Origin of the sequence: Blastococcus sp. VKM Ac-2987 (genome assembly GCF_026967805.1) — a bacterium.
Taxonomy (GTDB): Bacteria; Actinomycetota; Actinomycetes; order Mycobacteriales; family Geodermatophilaceae; genus Blastococcus.
This window is the reverse complement of record NZ_JAPVBG010000001.1, coordinates 1,537,555-1,554,116: the sequence shown is the minus strand read 5'-3', so window position 1 is coordinate 1,554,116 and position 16,562 is coordinate 1,537,555. Positions and strand designations below refer to the sequence as shown.

Here is a 16,562-nt window from a genome sequence, read left to right as displayed (position 1 = left end):
ATCGTTGGGAGAGGAAGCATGCGCATCTCATCAGGCATCGCAGGCGTGGCACTGGTCGGGCTGCTCGCCGCGTGCGGTGGGGACGACGGCGGCGACACCACCACCGCCACCGGCGGTGGTGGCGACGACGCGGCCGCGTACCCGACCGAGTCGATCCGGATGCTGGTGCCCTACGGCGCCGGCGGCCCCACCGACCTCACCACCCGGACCGTGGGGGCCTGCCTCGAGGAGGAGCTGGGCCAGACGGTGGTGGTCGAGAACCTGCCGGGCGGTTCCGGCGCGCTGGCCACCACCGAGCTGGTCGGTGCCGAGGCCGACGGGTACACCCTGTCGCTGGTCACCGCGGGGACGATGGTGCTGACCCCGCTGGCCAACGAGGTCGGGTACACCAAGGACGACATCACGCCGGTCGGCGTCATGACCGAGGTGCCGTCGGTGCTCGCGGTCGGGGACAACTCGCCGTACGCCTCCGCGGAGGACTTCTTCGCCGCGGTCGAGGCCGAGCCCGGCACCGTCAACGTGGGCACGCCCGGTGCCTCGACCCCGCAGGCCATCGAGCTGCAGCGGCTCGCCGAGGAGCACGGGGTCGAGGTCACCGCCGTCCCGTTCAACGGCAACGCCGAGATGACCACCGCCCTCCTCGGCGGCAACGTGGACGCCGTGCTGATCAACGCCTCGAGCGACGTGGTGCAGAACATCGAGTCGGGTGCCTTCGTCCCGCTGGTCGCCTCGCCCGAGGAGCGGCTGTCCTGGCTGCCCGACACCCCGACCTTCACCGAGCTGGGCTACGACGGCCTGACCCTCTCCGGTTCGACCTTCGGCCTCGCCGGCCCCGCGGGGCTGCCCGACGACGTCGTCTCGACGCTCGAGGACACCCTGCAGACCTGCCTGGAGAAGCCGGAGGTGCAGGAGCAGCTCGGCGAGGAGTACGTCCTCGAGGAGTTCGCCGGCGCCGAGGAGCTCGCCGAGGTCCTCGACCGCACCCAGGAGGTCTACGAACCGATCCTCGGCTGACCCTCCTCATCGCACACACCTACCGCCCCCGACCATCGGAGGAACCATGCGCCGTACCCGCTCCACCTGGCCCGCGCTGATCGCTGCGTCCGTGCTCACCCTCACCGCCTGCGGCGGCAGCGAGGACGCCGGCACCGAGGACTCCGGCGGCGAGGCCGCCGCCGAGTACCCCACCGAGACCATCAACCTGATCGTCCCCTACGCCGCGGGAGGCCCGACCGACCTGGCCGCGCGCACCATCGGCAGCTGCATCGAGGAGGAGCTGGGCCAGACGGTCGTCGTCGAGAACCGCGAGGGCGCCTCCGGCTCGGTCGGCATGCAGGCCATGATCGCCGGGGGCAACGACGGGTACTCGCTGTCGCTGATCGCGGTGCCGGCATCGGCCACCAACCCCCTGCAGGACGACGTCGGCTACACCAACGAGGACTACGTGCCGATCGCCGCGGTCACCCAGATCCCGTCGGCGCTCATCGTCGGCGCGGACTCGCGGTTCGCCGACGCCGAGGCGTTCTTCAGCTACGCGGAGGAGAACCCCGGCGAGCTCAACGTCGGTGTCCCCGGGTCGACGACGTCGCAGGCCATGGAGCTGCGGCGGCTGGCCGAGGAGTACGGCGTGGAGGTCACGGCGGTGCCGTTCACCGGCAACGCCGAGATGACCACGGCCATCCTCGGCGGCAACGTCGACGCCATCTTCATCAACTCCTCGCAGGACGTCCTGGAGAACATCGACGCCGGCAGCTTCGTCCCGCTGGCGGTCAGCCCGCCCGAGCCGGTGGACTACATCGAGGCGCCGACCCTGGCCGAGTCCGGGTTCGAGGAGCTCACCAACAGCGTCTCGGTCTTCGGCCTGGCCGCGCCGACGGGTGTCCCCGACAACGTCGTCTCGACCCTCGAGGAGACGGTGGACACGTGCCTGCAGAAGGACGAGGTGCGCGAGCAGCTGGGCGAGCAGTACGTTCCTGACGAGTTCATCGGGAGCGACGAATTCTCCACCCGGATCGACGAGATCGTCGAGGCCTACGGGCCGATCCTGCAGGAGTGAGTCCTCCCGCCGCGGGGGCCGGTGCCGCACCGGCCCCCGCGACGCCCGACCCGGCCCCGCCCGCACCTTCCCCGGAGACCAGGATGTCCAAGCAGTTGCACCGGATAGCCCCGCTGGTCCTGCTGCTCCTCGGGGCGGCCGCCCTGTGGGGGTCCTGGAGCCTGGGCGTCGGGGAGCTGAGCGCCCCGGGGCCGGGCCTGTGGCCCTTCATCGTGTCGCTGGTGCTCACCGCGACCGCCCTGCTGCTGCTGTTCATCGACGAACCCGACGACTACGAGGCGTGGAACCGGAACGCCCTGCGCATCGCGGGTGGTCTGCTGAGCCTCGCGGTGTTCATCGTGCTGTTCGAGGCCATCGGCTTCGTCATCCCGGCCGTGCTCATGCTGCTGTTCTGGCTCAGGCTGTTCGCCAAGGAGCCGTGGCGCCTGGCCGTCCCGCTGGCGATCGGCGGGGCGCTGCTGTTCTACCTGCTGTTCGAGGTGGCACTGGCCGTGCCCTTCCCCGACGGCATCCTCTTCGCGGGAACGGGGCGCTGACATGGGCATCCTCGAAGGAATCGGTACGGGGTTCTCGGTCGCCCTCGACCCGACCAACCTGCTCTACGTCTTCCTCGGCGTGCTCATCGGCACGGTCATCGGCGTGCTGCCGGGCCTCGGGCCGACGGCGACCATCGCGCTGCTGCTGCCGCTGACCTACGAGATCGAGCCCGTCACCGCGGTCATCCTGCTGGCCGGCATCTACTACGGGTCGATGTACGGCGGCACGATCACCTCGGTGCTGCTGCAGCTGCCCGGCGAGGCCGCGTCGGTCGTCACCACCTTCGACGGCTACCAGATGGCCAAGCAGGGCCGGGCCGGCCCGGCCCTGGGCATCGCCGCGATCGGGTCCTGGATCGGCGGCACGGTCTCGGTGATCGGGCTGACCCTGCTGGCCCCGCCGCTGGCCGACCTCGCCGTCGAGTTCGGCGCGCCCGAGTACGTCGCGCTCACCGCCCTCGGCATCCTGCTGGTCACCTACCTGGGCACCCGCCACCCGGTGAAGAGCCTCTGCATGGCCGCGCTCGGCCTGCTGCTGGCCACCATGGGTCAGGACCTCATCACCGGGACCACCCGCTTCACCTTCGGCCAGATCTCGCTGTTCGACGGGCTGGACTTCGTCGCGGTGGCCATGGGCCTGTTCGGCGTCGGCGAGATCCTCTACAACGTCGAGCAGACCGAGAAGGCGCAGGCGGTCAAGAGCAAGATCAAGAACATCTGGCCGACCAAGGCGGACTTCCGCGCCTCGGGGTGGCCCATCGCGCGCGGCTCGGTGATGGGCTTCTTCATCGGCGTCCTGCCCGGTGGTGGCGGGGTCATCTCCTCGCTGGCCTCCTACGCCACGGAGAAGCGGGTCGCCAAGGACCCGACCCGGTTCGGCAAGGGCGCCATCGAGGGCGTCGCCGGGCCGGAGACGGCGAACAACGCCTCCTCCACGTCGGCGTTCATCCCGCTGCTGACCCTCGGCATCCCGGCGAACGTGGTCCTCGCGCTGATCTTCGGCGCGCTGCTGGTCCAGGGCATCACGCCGGGCCCGCAGCTGATCTCCCAGGAGCCCGAGATCTTCTGGGGCGTCATCGCCTCGATGTACATCGGCAACCTCATGCTGCTGGCGCTGAACATCCCGCTCGTCGGGTTCTTCGTGCAGCTGCTGCGGGTGCGGGCGGGCATCCTCGCCGCCTTCGCGCTGCTGGTCACGATGGCCGGCGTCTTCTCGGTCAACAACGACCCGTTCGACATGTGGGTCGTGCTGATCTTCGGCATCGTCGGCTGGCTGATGAAGAAGACCGGGTTCGAGCCGGGCCCGCTGGTGCTCGCCTTCGTGCTCGGTTCGATCCTCGAGACCAACTTCCGCCGCGCGATGCTGACCTCCGGCGGGGAGTTCTCGATCTTCTTCACCCGTCCCATGTCGGGGACCCTCTTCGCCCTGATGGCGCTGGTCATCATCATCAGCACGGTGGCGGGGATCCGCCGCAGGCGGCAGCGCAGCCGCCCGGCCACGCCGGGCGAGGAGGACCTCGCGGCGACCGGGACCACCGCCGAGCCCGAGGGCACGCCCGGTGCGGAGAACACCGACGGCACCGCGACCGACGAGGCTTCGGCCCAGTCGGACAGCGGCGTGGGGAGGGATCGATCCTGACCGGCGGATCCCGTTCCCGGCGAGGGCTCCCGGACGCGCGGGCGAGGGTGCGGCGGACCCCGGGGCGGCAGCGGTGATCGACAAGCGGGTGGCGTCGCTGGCCGACGCGGTCGAGGGGGTCGCGGACGGCGCCATCGTCCTCGTCGGCGGCTTCGGCGCCGCCGGTGTGCCGGTGGAGCTGGTGCACGCGCTGCTGGAGCAGGGCGCCCGGGACCTGACGATCGTGACCAACAACGCCGGCGCGGGGGAGACCGACGTCGCCGCGCTGATCCGGGAGGGGCGGGTGCGGAAGATCATCTGCTCGTACCCGCGCTCGGCCGGCTCGATCTGGTTCGAGGAGTTCTACCGGGCGGGGAACATCGAGCTGGAGCTGGTGCCGCAGGGCACGCTCAGCGAACGGATGCGGGCGGCCGGAGCCGGCCTGGGCGGGTTCTTCACCCCGGCCGGCGCCGACTCGCTGCTCTCCCGAGGCAAGGAGATCCGGGTGATCGCCGGACGGCGGCACGTCTTCGAGGAACCCCTCCAGGGGGACGTCGCGCTGGTGAAGGCCGAGCGCGCGGACCGCTGGGGGAACCTCGTCTACAACAAGGCGGCGCGGAACTTCGGCCCCACCATGGCCACCGCTGCCACGCTCAGCGTCGTCCAGGTGCGGGAGTTCGTGGAGCTGGGCGACCTGGACCCCGAGGCCGTCGTGACCCCGGGCATCTTCGTCGACCGGGTCGTGGAGGTGGCGGGATGACCGTCGCCCCGCTGTCGCACGCCGACATGGCCGCCCGGGTGGCCCAGGACATCCCCGACGGTTCCTACGTGAACCTGGGGATCGGCATGCCCACCCTCGTCGGCGACGTCGTCTCCGACGGCAAGGAGATCGTCTTCCACAGCGAGAACGGCATCCTCGGGTTCGGTCCCGCGCCGGCGCCCGGCGAGGAGGACTGGGAGCTGATCAACGCCGGCAAGCAACCGGTCACCCTGGCCACCGGCGGCTGCTACTTCCACCACACCGACTCGTTCATGATGATGCGCGGCGGCCACATCGACGTCACGGTCCTGGGCGCCTTCCAGGTGTCCGAGCGGGGCGACCTCGCCAACTGGGCCACCGACGACGCCCACCTGCCCCCGGCCGTCGGCGGCGCCATGGACCTCGCCGTCGGCGCCAAGCGGGTGCTGGTGCTGATGATGCACACCACGCCCGACGGCCGGCCCAAGCTCCTCCAGGAGTGCAGCTACCCGCTGACCGCCGCCGCCGTCGTGCACCGCGTCTACACCGAGCTCGCCGTCATCGACGTGGGCCCCGCGGGCTTCGTCGTGCGCGAGATGGTCGCCGGGCTGTCCCGCGAGGAGCTGCAGCAGCGCACCGCCGCCCCGCTCGGGTTCGCCGACGAGGTCGGCGTCCTGGTCCCCTCCGGCCGCTGAGCCGCCGCGCTACCAACCGGTCCCGCCGGGAAGCGGGGGCGGTCCCCGGCGGACTCCGGCGGTCGGTCCAGGTAGCTCCGGCGGTCGCCCGTCGGGCTGAGTCCAGGGACACTTCAAGCCCGTAGTGTTTCGCCGGTAGGAGAACGGGCAAGACGCGATCATGCTCGCGCAGTGCACCGTCGTCGTGCCGACGATCGGGCGTCCCTCGCTCGACGTCCTGCTCGACGCGCTCGCCGCTGCGCCCGGCCCGCGGCCCGCGGAGCTGGTCGTCGTCGACGACCGGCCCACCGGCGAGCCGCTGCACCCCGACCGCCCCGGTCTGCCGCCGGTCCGCGTCGTGCGCACCGGGGGCGGCGGGCCCGCCCGCGCCCGCAACCTGGGCTGGCGCACCGCCCGCACCGAGTGGATCGCCTTCCTCGACGACGACGTCGTGACCGACCCGGACTGGTACGAGCGGCTGGACGCCGACCTCGCCGGGCTGCCCGCCGACGTCGCCGGCAGCCAGGGCCGGGTGCGCGTCCCGCTCCCCGGGCACCGGCGGCCCACCGACTGGGAGCGCGGCACCGCCGGGCTGGCCACCTCCAGCTGGATCACCGCCGACCTGGCCTACCGCCGCAGCGCCCTGGCCGCGGTCGGCGGCTTCGACGAGCGCTTCCCCCGCGCCTTCCGCGAGGACTCCGACCTCGCGCTGCGGATCATGGACACCGGCGCCCGGCTGGTGCGCGGCGAGCGGTGGATCACCCACCCGGTCCGGCCCACCGACCGCTGGGTCAGCGCCCGGGTGCAGGCCGGCAACGCCGACGACGTCCTGATGCGCCGGCTGCACGGGCCCGGCTGGCGCGAGCGCGCCGACGCCGCTCTCGGCCGGCGTCCGCAGCACCTCGCCGTCACCGCCGCCGGCCTGGCCGCGGTCGGTCTCGCCGTGGCGGGCCGTCCGCGATCGGCGGCGGCGACCGCGGCCGCCTGGGCGGCCGGCACCGCCGAGTTCGCGTGGCGGCGCATCGCCCCCGGGCCGCGCGACCGCGCGGAGGTCGGCACGATGCTCGCGACCAGTGCGCTCATCCCGCCGCTGGCCACCTGGCACTGGCTGCGCGGGGTGGTGCAGCACGTGGGTGTCCGCCGCTGGAAGGGCCTGCCGGACCTGGTCCTCTTCGACCGCGACGGCACCCTGGTGCACGACTACCCCTACAACGGCGACCCGGCGTGGGTCCGCCCGGTCGACGGCGCGAAGGAGGCCCTCGACCGGCTGCGCGCCCGCGGCGTGCGGGTGGGCGTGGTCAGCAACCAGTCCGGGGTGGCCCGGGGGCTGATCACCCGCGAGCAGGTCGACGCCTGCATGGCGCGGCTGGCCGAGCTCCTGGGGCCGTTCGAGACGGTGCAGGTGTGCCCGCACGGCCCCGACGACGGCTGCAGCTGCCGCAAGCCCGCGCCCGGCATGGTCAAGACCGCCTGCGCCGAGCTGGACGTCGACCCGGCCCGCGTCGTCGTCATCGGGGACATCGGCGCCGACGTCGAGGCCGCGGCCGCCGCCGGGGCGACCGGGATCATGGTGCCGACGCCGGTGACCCGCCGCGAGGAGGTCGCCGCCGCCCCGCACGTCGTGACCACCCTCACCGGCGCGGTGGACGACGTGCTGGGTGGGACGTGGTGACGCGCACCGTCCTGGTCGCGCGCCTCGACAACGCCGGCGACGTCCTCCTGCAGGGCCCGCTCGTGCGCGCCGTCGCCGCGACCGCCGACCGGGTCGTGTTCCTGGCCGGCCCGGCGGGCGCCGCGGCCGCCGAGCTGCTGCCCGGCGTCGACGAGGTCTGGACCTGGTCCTGCCCCTGGATCCTCGGCGACCCACCGGCGGTCGACGCCGCCGACCTCGCCGCGCTCACCGACCGCGTCCGGGCGCTGGCGCCCGACGAGGCGGTGCTCTCCACGTCGTTCCACCAGTCGCCCCTGCCCCTGGCCCTGGTGCTGCGCACGGCGGGCGTGCCCCGCATCTCGGCGATCAGCGTGGACTACCCCGGCACGCTGCTCGACGTCCGGCACCGCGTCGACGACGACCTCCCCGAGCCCGAGCGGGCCCTCTCGCTGGCCCGGGCCGCGGGGTTCGAGCTGCCGGCCGGCGACGACGGCCGGCTCGTGGTGCGGCGACCCCTGCCCCCGGTCGCGCACCCGGCCGCCGCGGAGCCCGGCTACGTCGTCCTGCACCCCGGGGCCTCGGTCCCGGCCCGCGCCTGGCCGGCGCAGCGGTGCGCCGAGGCGGTCGAGGCGCTGGCCGACGCCGGCCACCGGGTGCTGGTCACCGGCGGGCCGGGCGAGCGCGAGCTCACCGCCCTCGTCGCGGGTACGCGGGGCGTCGACCTGGGCGGGGCGACCTCCCTGGCCGAGATGGCCGCGCTGCTCGACGGTGCGGCCGCCGTCGTCGTCGGCAACACCGGGCCCGCGCACCTGGCCGCCGCCGTCGGCACCCCGGTGGTCTCGCTGTTCGCGCCGGTCGTGCCCGCCGGGCGCTGGGCGCCCTACGGCGTGCCCACGGTGCTCCTGGGCGACCAGACCGCGGCCTGCCGGGGCACCCGGGCCCGCGAGTGCCCCGTGCCCGGCCACCCCTGCCTGACCTCGGTGACCGCGCAGGACGTGGTCGCCGCCGTGGGGCAGCTCCGCACGGTCGAGGCCACGGCCGTCGTCCGTCCCGACGCCGCAGCCGGGAAGGCGGCGGAGATCCAGGTGAGTGCGTGAACATCCTGCTCTGGCACGTGCACGGCTCGTGGACGACGGCGTTCGTCCAGGGCCGGCACCAGTACCTGCTGCCGGTCGTGGCCGATCGGGGACCTGACGGCCTCGGCCGCGCCCGCACCTGGGAATGGCCGGCGTCGGCCCGCGAGGTGACGCCCGCCCAGCTGCGCGACGAGCACGTCGACGTCGTCGTGCTGCAGCGCCGCCGCGACCTGGAGCTGGTGCACGAGTGGCTCGGTCGCGAGCCCGGGCGGGACCTGCCCGCCGTCTTCCTGGAGCACAACGCCCCCGGCCTGGAGCCGGGTGACGGACCGGTCCCGCACACCCGGCACCCGATGGCCGACCAGGCGGACATCCCGATCGCGCACGTCACCTTCTTCAACAGGCTGTTCTACGACAACGGCCGGGCGCCGACGACGGTGATCGAGCACGGGATCGTCGACCCGGGGGAGCGGTACACCGGTGAGCTGGCCCGGGCCGCCGTCGTCACCAACGAGCCGGTGCGCCGGGGCCGCACCGTCGGCGCGGACCTGCTGCCCGGCCTCGCCGCCGCGGCCCCGGTCGACGTCTTCGGCATGGGCCTGGCCGGCCTGCACGAGAAGTACGGCCTGGACCCGGCCCGGGTCGCTCTGCACGACGACCCGCCGCAGGCCGCCATGCACACCGAGCTGGCCCGCCGCCGCGTCTACGTGCACCCGGTGCGCTGGACGTCGCTGGGCCTGGCGCTGCTGGAGGCCATGCACCTGGGGCTGCCCGTCGTCGGCCTGGCCACCACCGAGGCCGTGGAGGCGGTGCCCGCCGAGGCCGGGGTGCTCTCCACCCGGCCCGAGCGCCTGTGGGCCGCCGTCCGGGAGTTCGTGCACGACGAGGACGCCGCCCGGCTGGCCGGCAAGGCCGCCCGCGCGGCGGCCCTGGAGCGCTACGGGCTGGACCGCTTCCTGGGCGACTGGGACCGCTTGCTCGAGGAGGTGACCCGGTGAGGACCGACCAGCTGGGCACGTACCGGCTCAGGATCGACCTGGTCAGCGAGCACGCCAGCCCGCTCGCCGCGATCGGCGGTGTCGACGCCGGCGGGCAGAACGTGCACGTCGCCGCCCTGGCCGCGGGGCTCGCCGCCCGCGGGCACGAGGTCACCGTGCACACCCGCCGCGACGACGCCGCCCTGCCCGAGCGGGTGACCACCGAGGACGGCTACGACGTCGCCCACGTCACCGCCGGCCCGGCCGAGCCGCTGCCCAAGGACGAGCTGCTGGAGCACATGCCGGCCTTCGCCCGGGTGCTCCGGCACGGCTGGGCCGCGCAGGCGCCCGACGTCGTGCACGCGCACTTCTGGATGAGCGGCCTGGCGTCGGTCGAGGCGTCGGCCAGCCTGCTCGCACCCGTCCCGGTGCTGCAGACCTTCCACGCCCTCGGCTCGGTCAAGCGCCGCCACCAGGGCGACGCCGATCCCTCCCCGGCCGAACGGGTCGACCTCGAGCGCGGCCTGTGCCGGGACGTCAGTCACGTGGTGGCCACCTGCTCCGACGAGGTGTTCGAGCTGCGCCGGCTGGGCCTGCCCAGCGACCGTGTCTCGGTCGTGCCGTGCGGCGTGGACACCTCGGTGTTCACCCCGCGCGGCCCGGTCGCCCCGCGGGGGGACCGCAAGCGGCTGCTGGTCCTCGGCCGGCTGGTCGAGCGCAAGGGCCAGGACGACGCCGTCCGGGCGCTGCGCGCCGTGCCCGGCGCCGAGCTGGTGGTCGTCGGCGGCCCGGCCCCGGACGCGATCGACGCCGACCCCGAGGTGCGCCGGCTGCGCGGCATCGCCGCCGAGGCGGGCGTGGCCGACCGGCTGGTCTTCGCCGGGTCGGTGGCCCGCGCCGACGTGCCCGCCTGGGTGCGCTCGGCCGACGTGGTCCTCGCCGTCCCCTGGTACGAGCCGTTCGGCATCACCCCGCTCGAGGCCATGGCCTGCGGGCGGCCCGTGGTCGCCACAGCCGTCGGCGGGCTCCAGGACACCGTCGCCGACGGCGTCACCGGGGACCTCGTGCCGCCGCGTGATCCCGAGCGGCTCGGCGAGGTGCTCGCCGCGCTGCTCTCCGACGACGCCCGGCGCGCCGCCTACGGCGCCGCCGGCGTGCAGCGGGCCCGCGCCCGCTACCGCTGGGCGCGCGTCGTCGCCGACACCGAAACCGTCTACCGGCAGGTCCTCGCCCGCCGTCGTCCCGTGGAGGTCGCCCGATGACCGGCATGCCGATGAGTGCGGCCCCGAACACCGCCGCCGAGGTGGTGTCCCCCGACACCTGCACCCACCTGACCGGCGCCGACCACGTCTCCTCGCTGACCGCCGCGCTGCGGTCGGTGGAGTCCCAGGTGCCCGTGCTCGACCGCTGGGGCCGGCTGCTCGCCGACGTGCTCTGCGGGGAGTCCCGCGGACGGCTGCTGGCCGCGGGCAACGGCGGCAGCGCGGCGCAGGCCCAGCACCTCACCGCCGAGCTGGTGGGCCGCTACCGCGCCGATCGGCCGCCGTTCTCCGCCATCTGCCTCACCGCGGAGACCTCGTCGCTGACCGCCATCGCCAACGACTACCCGGCCGACGAGCTGTTCGCCCGCCAGGTGGAGGCGCACGGCCGCGCCGGCGACGTGCTGATCCTGCTGTCGACGTCGGGCCGCTCGCCCAACGCCGTCGCCGCGGCCCGTCGCGCCCGGGAGTGCGGGATCACCGTGCTGGCGATCACCGGGCCGGCGCCCAACCCGCTGGCCGCCTCCGCCGACGAGGCGGTCTGCATCGACTCGCCCTGGACGGCGACCGTGCAGGAGTGCCACCTGGTCGCCCTGCACCTGGTCTGCGCGGCGTTCGACGCCGCGGTGCTCGCCGAGCCCGCGCGGGTGCCCTCCGGCCCGACGCTGGGGGCCGCGCAGTGACGCGCCGGACCCCGCCGGCGGCGCGGCCGCTGGTCGTCGTGGGCGACGCGCTGCTCGACGTCGACCTCGTCGGCACCGCCTCGCGGCTGACCCCCGACGCACCCGTGCCGGTGGTCGAGGACATCGAGCGGCGGGAGCGCCCGGGCGGCGCGGCGCTCGCCGCCGTCATCGCGGCCGCCGCCTCCGCCCGGGAGGTGGTGCTGGTCGCGCCGCTGGACTCCGACGAGGGGGCCGACCGGCTGCGGGCGCTGCTCGACGGCCGCGTCCGGCTGATCGCCATCCCGGCCGGCGGCGGCACCGCCGTGAAGCAGCGGGTGCGCGTGGGCGACCACTCGGTGGCCCGGCTGGACAGCGGCGCGCCGGTGGCGGTGCTCGGCGAGCTGCCGGCCGAGGCGGCCGCCGCCATCCGGGACGCCGCCGCCGTGCTGGTGGCCGACTACGGGCGGGGGACGACGGCCGACCCGGCGGTCCGCGACGCGCTGGCCGCCGCCCGCGGCCCCGTGGTCTGGGACCCGCACCCGCGCGGCGCCGACCCCGTGCCGAACGCCCGGCTGGTCACCCCCAACGGCGCGGAGGCCGCCCGCGTGGCGGCCGGTGCCGGCGTGGCCGGCGACGGCGCGGGCCTGGCCGCCGTCGGCGCCCGCGCCGAGGCCCTCATCCGGCACTGGGGCGTGGGCGCGGTCGCGGTGACCCTCGGTGCCCGCGGCGCGCTGCTCTCCTACGGCTCCGGTGCGCCCATGGTGGTGCCCGCGGCGGCGGTCACCGGGGGCGACCCGTGCGGGGCCGGTGACTCCTTCGCGGCCGCGGCGGCCCTGGCGCTCGCCGACGGCGCGGTCACCGGCGAGGCGGTGGCCGCCGCGGTCGCCTTCGCCTCCGCGTTCGTCGCGCGCGGCGGGGCCTCGGCCTGGGACGCCGCGGACGGGGCCGAGCCGAACGTGGTGGCGGAGCCCGGTGCCGAGTCGGTGATCGCGCGGGTCCGTGCGGCCGGGGGGACCGTCGTCGCCACCGGCGGGTGCTTCGACCTGCTGCACCCGGGGCACGTCGCGACGCTGCGGGCCGCCCGTGGCCTCGGCGACTGCCTGGTGGTGTGCATCAACTCCGACGACTCGGTGCGCCGTCTCAAGGGGCCCTCGCGGCCGCTGGTGACCGCGGCGGACCGGGCGCGGGTGCTGGAGGCGCTGGAGTTCGTGGACGCCGTCGTCGTCTTCGGGGAGGACACCCCGGCGCAGGTGCTCGACCGGCTGCGGCCGGACGTGTGGGCCAAGGGCGGCGACTACGCCGGGGCGGACCTGCCCGAGGCCGAGGTGCTGCGCGGCTGGGGTGGTCAGGCCGTCGTCCTGCCCTACCTCGACGGCCACTCGACCACGGCCCTGGTCGAGCGCTCGCGGGTGTGATGGAGCGGCCGACCGCGGTCGTCCTGCGCCCGCTCGGCCTGGGGGACCTGCTGACCGGCGTGCCCGCCATCCGCGCGGTGCGGGCCGCCGTCCCCGGTCACCGGCTGGTCCTGGCGACGACGACCCCGCTGGAGCCGCTCGCCCGGCTGGTCGACGCCGTCGACGAGGTGCTGCCCGCCCGCGAGCTGGAGCCGCTGGACTGGGCCGGCCCGCCGCCGGAGCTCGCCGTCGACCTGCACGGCAAGGGCCCGGCCTCGCACGTGGTCGTGGCGGACCTGCGGCCGGGCCGGCTGCTCACCTTCGGCAGCCCCGGCTACCCCGGCCCCACCTGGTACCCCGACGAGCACGAGGTCCGGCGCTGGTGCCGGCTGGTCGCCGAGGGGCTGGGGGTGGTCGCCGACCCCGACGCCCTCGACCTCGCCGTCCCGGCCGTGCCGCCGCCGGTGCGCGGCGCCGCCGTCGTCCACCCGGGCGCGGCCTTCCCCGGACGGCGGTGGCCGCCGGACCGGTTCGCCGCCATCGCCCGCCACCTCGCCGACGCCGGTCACGACGTGCGGATCACCGGCGGCCCGGCCGAGGTGGGGCTGGCCCGCGCGGTGGCCGCGGCCGCCGGGCTGGGGGAGTCCGCGGTGCTGGCCGGCCGGACGACGTCCACGGAGCTCGCGGCGGTGGTCGCCGCGGCCCGCCTGGTCGTCTGCGGCGACACGGGCGTCGCGCACCTGGCCACCGCCTACCGGCGGCCCTCGGTGGTGCTGTTCGGCCCGGTGTCGCCGGCGCTGTGGGGGCCGCCGCTCCGGCCCGGGGAGCACGGACCGCTGCACCGCGTCCTCTGGCACGGCGACGGCACCGGCGACCCCTGGGGCACCGAGCTGGACCCCGCGCTGGCCGAGATCACCGTCGACGAGGTGCTGGACGCCCTGGACGGACTCGTCGACGGAGCCTGCCCATCCCAGGCATAGGAAGCTATGCCTGCGGTTCGGGCCGCCGGAACACAGGCATAGCTTCCTATGCCTGGCGAGGCGTCGATGCCGCGCCCGGCTACCCCCGCTGGCGGAGGGCGTCGAACAGGACGGTCTGCAGGTCGGTCTCGTCGACGGCGGAGTACGCCGCCCCGCCGGTCACGTCGGCGATCTCCTCGAGGACGCTCACGTCGGCGTCCGGGCCGAGGGCGACGCCGATGACCTTGACCGGCCGGTCCGGGTCCGCCTCGGCGGAGAGGGTGCCCAGCAGCTCCTCCAGGCCGAGGCCCGCGTCGTCGTCCTCGTTGGCGCCGTCGGTGACGATCAGGACGCTGTTGACGGCGGTCGGGTCGTAGTCCTCCCGAGCCGCACGGACCGCGGCCAGCGTGGTGTCGTACAGCCCGGTCCCGCCCGGCGTGAGCCGGTCGGGGAGCGTGTCGAGCTGCTCATCGAGGATCTCGCGCTGCACGCGCCCGTCCACCACGTCGTCCAGCTCGCGGGTGGGCACCATCTGCTCCCAGTCCCGGTCGCCCTCGAGCTGGTAGGCGAACACCCACGAGCCGAGCGCGTAGTTGTCCGGGACCAGCGAGAGCGCCGCCTTGGCGGCGTCGCGGGCCAGCGTGGCGCGGGTGCCGTCGCCGACCGGCGCCTCCATCGACGTCGAGACGTCGAAGACCGACAGGATCCGGGACGGCGCGGCGAGGCTGCTCAGCCGGGTCAGCAGCGCCTGCACCTGCTCGGCCTCCAGCGGCACCACCTCGGGGCTCGCCGCCACGATCCCGGTCTCCGGGCCGGCACCGGTCGGAGCGGCGCCCTCGGGCCCGCGGAAGCCGGCGTCGCGGACGGCGGTCTGCGCCTCGTCGGAGAGCAGCCTGCCGACCACGACGTCCACGGCCTGCTGCTGCGCCCCCGTGGCGGCGCCGACCCGCAGCACCGGGTAGTCGAGCACCGGCGACCCCTCGGCGGGGTAGACGGCGACGAGCTCGGCGTCCTGTGCGTCCTGGTTGAGCGCGTAGACCTCCTGCTCGCTGACCGGCACCAGCGGGGCCTCCGCGCTGCCCGCGCGGCCGGCGTCCAGGGCCTCGCCGGGCGAGAGGGCCGTGCTGCGCGCCGCGGCCAGCACCGCCTGCACGATGGCGTTGTCCGCGTCGGCGTCGCCGCCCAGCGCGGTCCGCACGGCGGCGAGCACGGAGAGGGCCTCGGCGCTGGAGGCGAGGTCGGGCACCGCGAGCGGCCGGTCGGTGCCCATGGCCTCGCTCCAGCCGGGCGGGGTGTCGCTCCAGCCGAGGTCGTCGACCACCGCGCGACTGGTGCCCAGGACCACGGGGGACACCGCCATCGAGCCTTCCTGCTCGAGCTCGGCGGAGGCGACGCGGGCGGCCCACAGGCGGGAGTCGGGGACCCAGACGTCGGGAAGCGCGTCCTCGGCCAGCGCGCCGAGGGCGCCGGCGCTCTGCAGCGGCTCCTGGGCGGTCACCTGGGCGTCGACGCACACCTCGCCGTCGGGCGACTCCAGGTCGGTCAGCAGCTCCTCGGTCAGCGGGCCGAGTTCCGGGGCGACGGTGACGTCGACGGTCGCGCGCTCGCAACCACCGCTCGCCGTCAGCCACCAGCCCAGGCCGCCGAGGACCAGCACCACCGCGAGACCTGCGGCGAGGAGGACGGGAGGCACCGTACGGCGCTGGGTCGTGCGTTCGGCGTGGCGGCCCATGCTCGCTCTCTGCGGTCAACTAGGGGGGTCGCGGCTCCCACCGAGCGCGCCGCTCCAGAGTAGATGTGAAGTGGGTCGCCCTGGGGTGACTCTCGTCGCACGAGTGGCAACGCAGCGTCAGACTGCCCCGGCTGCAGTGGTGATGTGCTGCGCGGCGAACCAGTCGACCGTTCGGCGCAGCCCCTGCTCGGACGGCACCCGGGGCTGCCAGCCGAGCAGCTGCTCGGCGAGCGTGGTGTCGGGGCGGCGCACCTTGGGGTCGTCGACCGGCAGGTCGATGTGGGCGATCGGGGAGTCCGAGCCGGTGAGCTCGACGATCCACCGGGCCAGCCGCAGCATCGACAGCTCGTCGGGGTTGCCGATGTTCACCGGGCCGGTGTGGCCGGAGAAGGCCATCGCCAGGATCCCGGCGACGGTGTCGTCGACGTAGCAGATCGAGCGGGTCTGCGACCCGTCACCGGCGACCGTGAGCGGCCGGCCCTCCAGCGCCTGGTTGACGAAGGCGGGGATCGCGCGGCCGTCGTCGGCGCGCATCCGCGGCCCGTAGGTGTTGAAGATCCGCACGATGCCGGTGTCGGTGCCCTTCGACGTCCGGTACGCGGTGGTCAGCGCCTCGCTGAACCGCTTGGCCTCGTCGTACACGCCGCGCGGGCCCACCGGGTTGACGTTGCCCCAGTACCCCTCGGTCTGCGGGTGCTGCAGCGGGTCGCCGTAGACCTCGGAGGTCGAGGCCAGCACGTAGCGGGCGCCCTTGTCGTGGGCGAGACCGAGGGTGTGCAGCGTGCCGAGGCTGCCGACCTTCAGGGTCTCGATCGGCATCTTGAGGTAGTCGATGGGGCTGGCGGGGGAGGCGAAGTGCAGCACCAGGTCCACCGGGCCGGGGACGTGCACGTAGTCGGTGACGTCGCAGCGCACCAGCCGGAAACCGGGGTGCTCCATCAGGTGCGCGACGTTCCCGGGGGTGCCGGTGAGGAAGTTGTCGAGGCAGACGACCTCGACCTCCCGCTCCAGCAGCTGCTCGCACAGGTGCGAGCCCAGGAACCCGGCGCCCCCGGTGACGACCGCCCGGCGGATCGTCCGCGCCTCGCGCCCCGGACCCTCGACCATCGCTGCCCCCCTCGACCCGCGCGCGGGTGGCGCGCATCCTCCGCCCCGTACCCGGAGATCAACTTCGCACACACTTCGGCCTCGAAGTGTTCGCGCCGATGCCGGGCCCGCAACGACGGACG

At 75.0% G+C, this 16,562-nt stretch carries 15 protein-coding genes; 13 read left to right on the top strand and 2 right to left on the bottom strand.

Annotation, left to right across the window (positions count from 1 at the left end):
• Nucleotides 1–18 precede the first annotated feature (18 nt).
• From O2W17_RS07735 to O2W17_RS07675, 13 genes are all read left to right on the top strand, one after another.
• Nucleotides 19–1,014 (top strand): tripartite tricarboxylate transporter substrate binding protein, encoded by a 996-nt coding sequence (locus tag O2W17_RS07735; RefSeq protein WP_269191819.1) that lies wholly within the window; start codon nucleotides 19–21, stop codon nucleotides 1,012–1,014.
• A 46-nt stretch (nucleotides 1,015–1,060) separates the two neighbouring features.
• On the top strand, nucleotides 1,061–2,056 hold the full coding sequence (locus O2W17_RS07730; RefSeq protein ID WP_269191818.1) for a Bug family tripartite tricarboxylate transporter substrate binding protein: 996 nt from the start codon (nucleotides 1,061–1,063) through the stop codon (nucleotides 2,054–2,056).
• An 83-nt stretch (nucleotides 2,057–2,139) separates the two neighbouring features.
• Nucleotides 2,140–2,592: a tripartite tricarboxylate transporter TctB family protein gene (locus O2W17_RS07725; protein WP_269191817.1), complete on the top strand. Its 453-nt coding sequence runs from the start codon at nucleotides 2,140–2,142 to the stop codon at nucleotides 2,590–2,592.
• A gap of 1 nt (nucleotide 2,593) precedes the next feature.
• Nucleotides 2,594–4,231: a tripartite tricarboxylate transporter permease gene (locus O2W17_RS07720; RefSeq protein ID WP_269191816.1), complete on the top strand. Its 1,638-nt coding sequence runs from the start codon at nucleotides 2,594–2,596 to the stop codon at nucleotides 4,229–4,231.
• A gap of 73 nt (nucleotides 4,232–4,304) precedes the next feature.
• Nucleotides 4,305–4,970, top strand: coding sequence for a 3-oxoacid CoA-transferase subunit A (locus O2W17_RS07715; protein ID WP_269191815.1), 666 nt, complete (start codon nucleotides 4,305–4,307; stop codon nucleotides 4,968–4,970).
• Entirely contained in the window at nucleotides 4,967–5,644 is a 678-nt protein-coding gene (locus tag O2W17_RS07710) for a 3-oxoacid CoA-transferase subunit B (protein WP_269191814.1), read from the top strand. Before O2W17_RS07715 ends, O2W17_RS07710 begins: the two co-directional genes overlap by 4 nt.
• 160 nt (nucleotides 5,645–5,804) lie before the next feature.
• Entirely contained in the window at nucleotides 5,805–7,295 is a 1,491-nt protein-coding gene (locus tag O2W17_RS07705; protein WP_269191813.1) for an HAD-IIIA family hydrolase, read from the top strand.
• Complete coding sequence (locus O2W17_RS07700; RefSeq protein ID WP_269191812.1) at nucleotides 7,292–8,371, top strand: glycosyltransferase family 9 protein; 1,080 nt, start codon at nucleotides 7,292–7,294, stop codon at nucleotides 8,369–8,371. Before O2W17_RS07705 ends, O2W17_RS07700 begins: the two co-directional genes overlap by 4 nt.
• A complete protein-coding gene (locus tag O2W17_RS07695) occupies nucleotides 8,368–9,348 on the top strand; it encodes a glycosyltransferase (RefSeq protein ID WP_269191811.1) in 981 nt (326 codons plus the stop codon). The genes O2W17_RS07700 and O2W17_RS07695 overlap by 4 nt, the downstream gene beginning before the upstream one ends.
• The gene (locus O2W17_RS07690) at nucleotides 9,345–10,589 is read left to right on the top strand and encodes a glycosyltransferase (RefSeq protein ID WP_269191810.1); all 1,245 of its coding nucleotides are present in this window, start codon (nucleotides 9,345–9,347) and stop codon (nucleotides 10,587–10,589) included. The genes O2W17_RS07695 and O2W17_RS07690 overlap by 4 nt, the downstream gene beginning before the upstream one ends.
• Nucleotides 10,586–11,269 carry a D-sedoheptulose-7-phosphate isomerase gene (locus O2W17_RS07685; RefSeq protein ID WP_269191809.1) on the top strand — a complete coding sequence of 228 codons (684 nt, stop codon included), beginning with the start codon at nucleotides 10,586–10,588 and terminating at the stop codon, nucleotides 11,267–11,269. The genes O2W17_RS07690 and O2W17_RS07685 overlap by 4 nt, the downstream gene beginning before the upstream one ends.
• Nucleotides 11,266–12,663: a D-glycero-beta-D-manno-heptose 1-phosphate adenylyltransferase gene (gene rfaE2, locus O2W17_RS07680; protein ID WP_269191808.1), complete on the top strand. Its 1,398-nt coding sequence runs from the start codon at nucleotides 11,266–11,268 to the stop codon at nucleotides 12,661–12,663. The genes O2W17_RS07685 and rfaE2 overlap by 4 nt, the downstream gene beginning before the upstream one ends.
• The gene (locus O2W17_RS07675) at nucleotides 12,663–13,622 is read left to right on the top strand and encodes a glycosyltransferase family 9 protein (RefSeq protein ID WP_269191807.1); all 960 of its coding nucleotides are present in this window, start codon (nucleotides 12,663–12,665) and stop codon (nucleotides 13,620–13,622) included. The genes rfaE2 and O2W17_RS07675 overlap by 1 nt, the downstream gene beginning before the upstream one ends.
• A gap of 79 nt (nucleotides 13,623–13,701) precedes the next feature.
• On the opposite strand, the gene O2W17_RS07670 is transcribed toward O2W17_RS07675, so the two are convergent.
• Nucleotides 13,702–15,294: a substrate-binding domain-containing protein gene (locus O2W17_RS07670; RefSeq protein ID WP_269191806.1), complete on the bottom strand. Its 1,593-nt coding sequence runs from the start codon at nucleotides 15,292–15,294 to the stop codon at nucleotides 13,702–13,704.
• A 156-nt stretch (nucleotides 15,295–15,450) separates the two neighbouring features.
• Entirely contained in the window at nucleotides 15,451–16,440 is a 990-nt protein-coding gene (locus O2W17_RS07665; RefSeq protein ID WP_269191805.1) for a UDP-glucuronic acid decarboxylase family protein, read from the bottom strand.
• Nucleotides 16,441–16,562 lie beyond the last annotated feature (122 nt).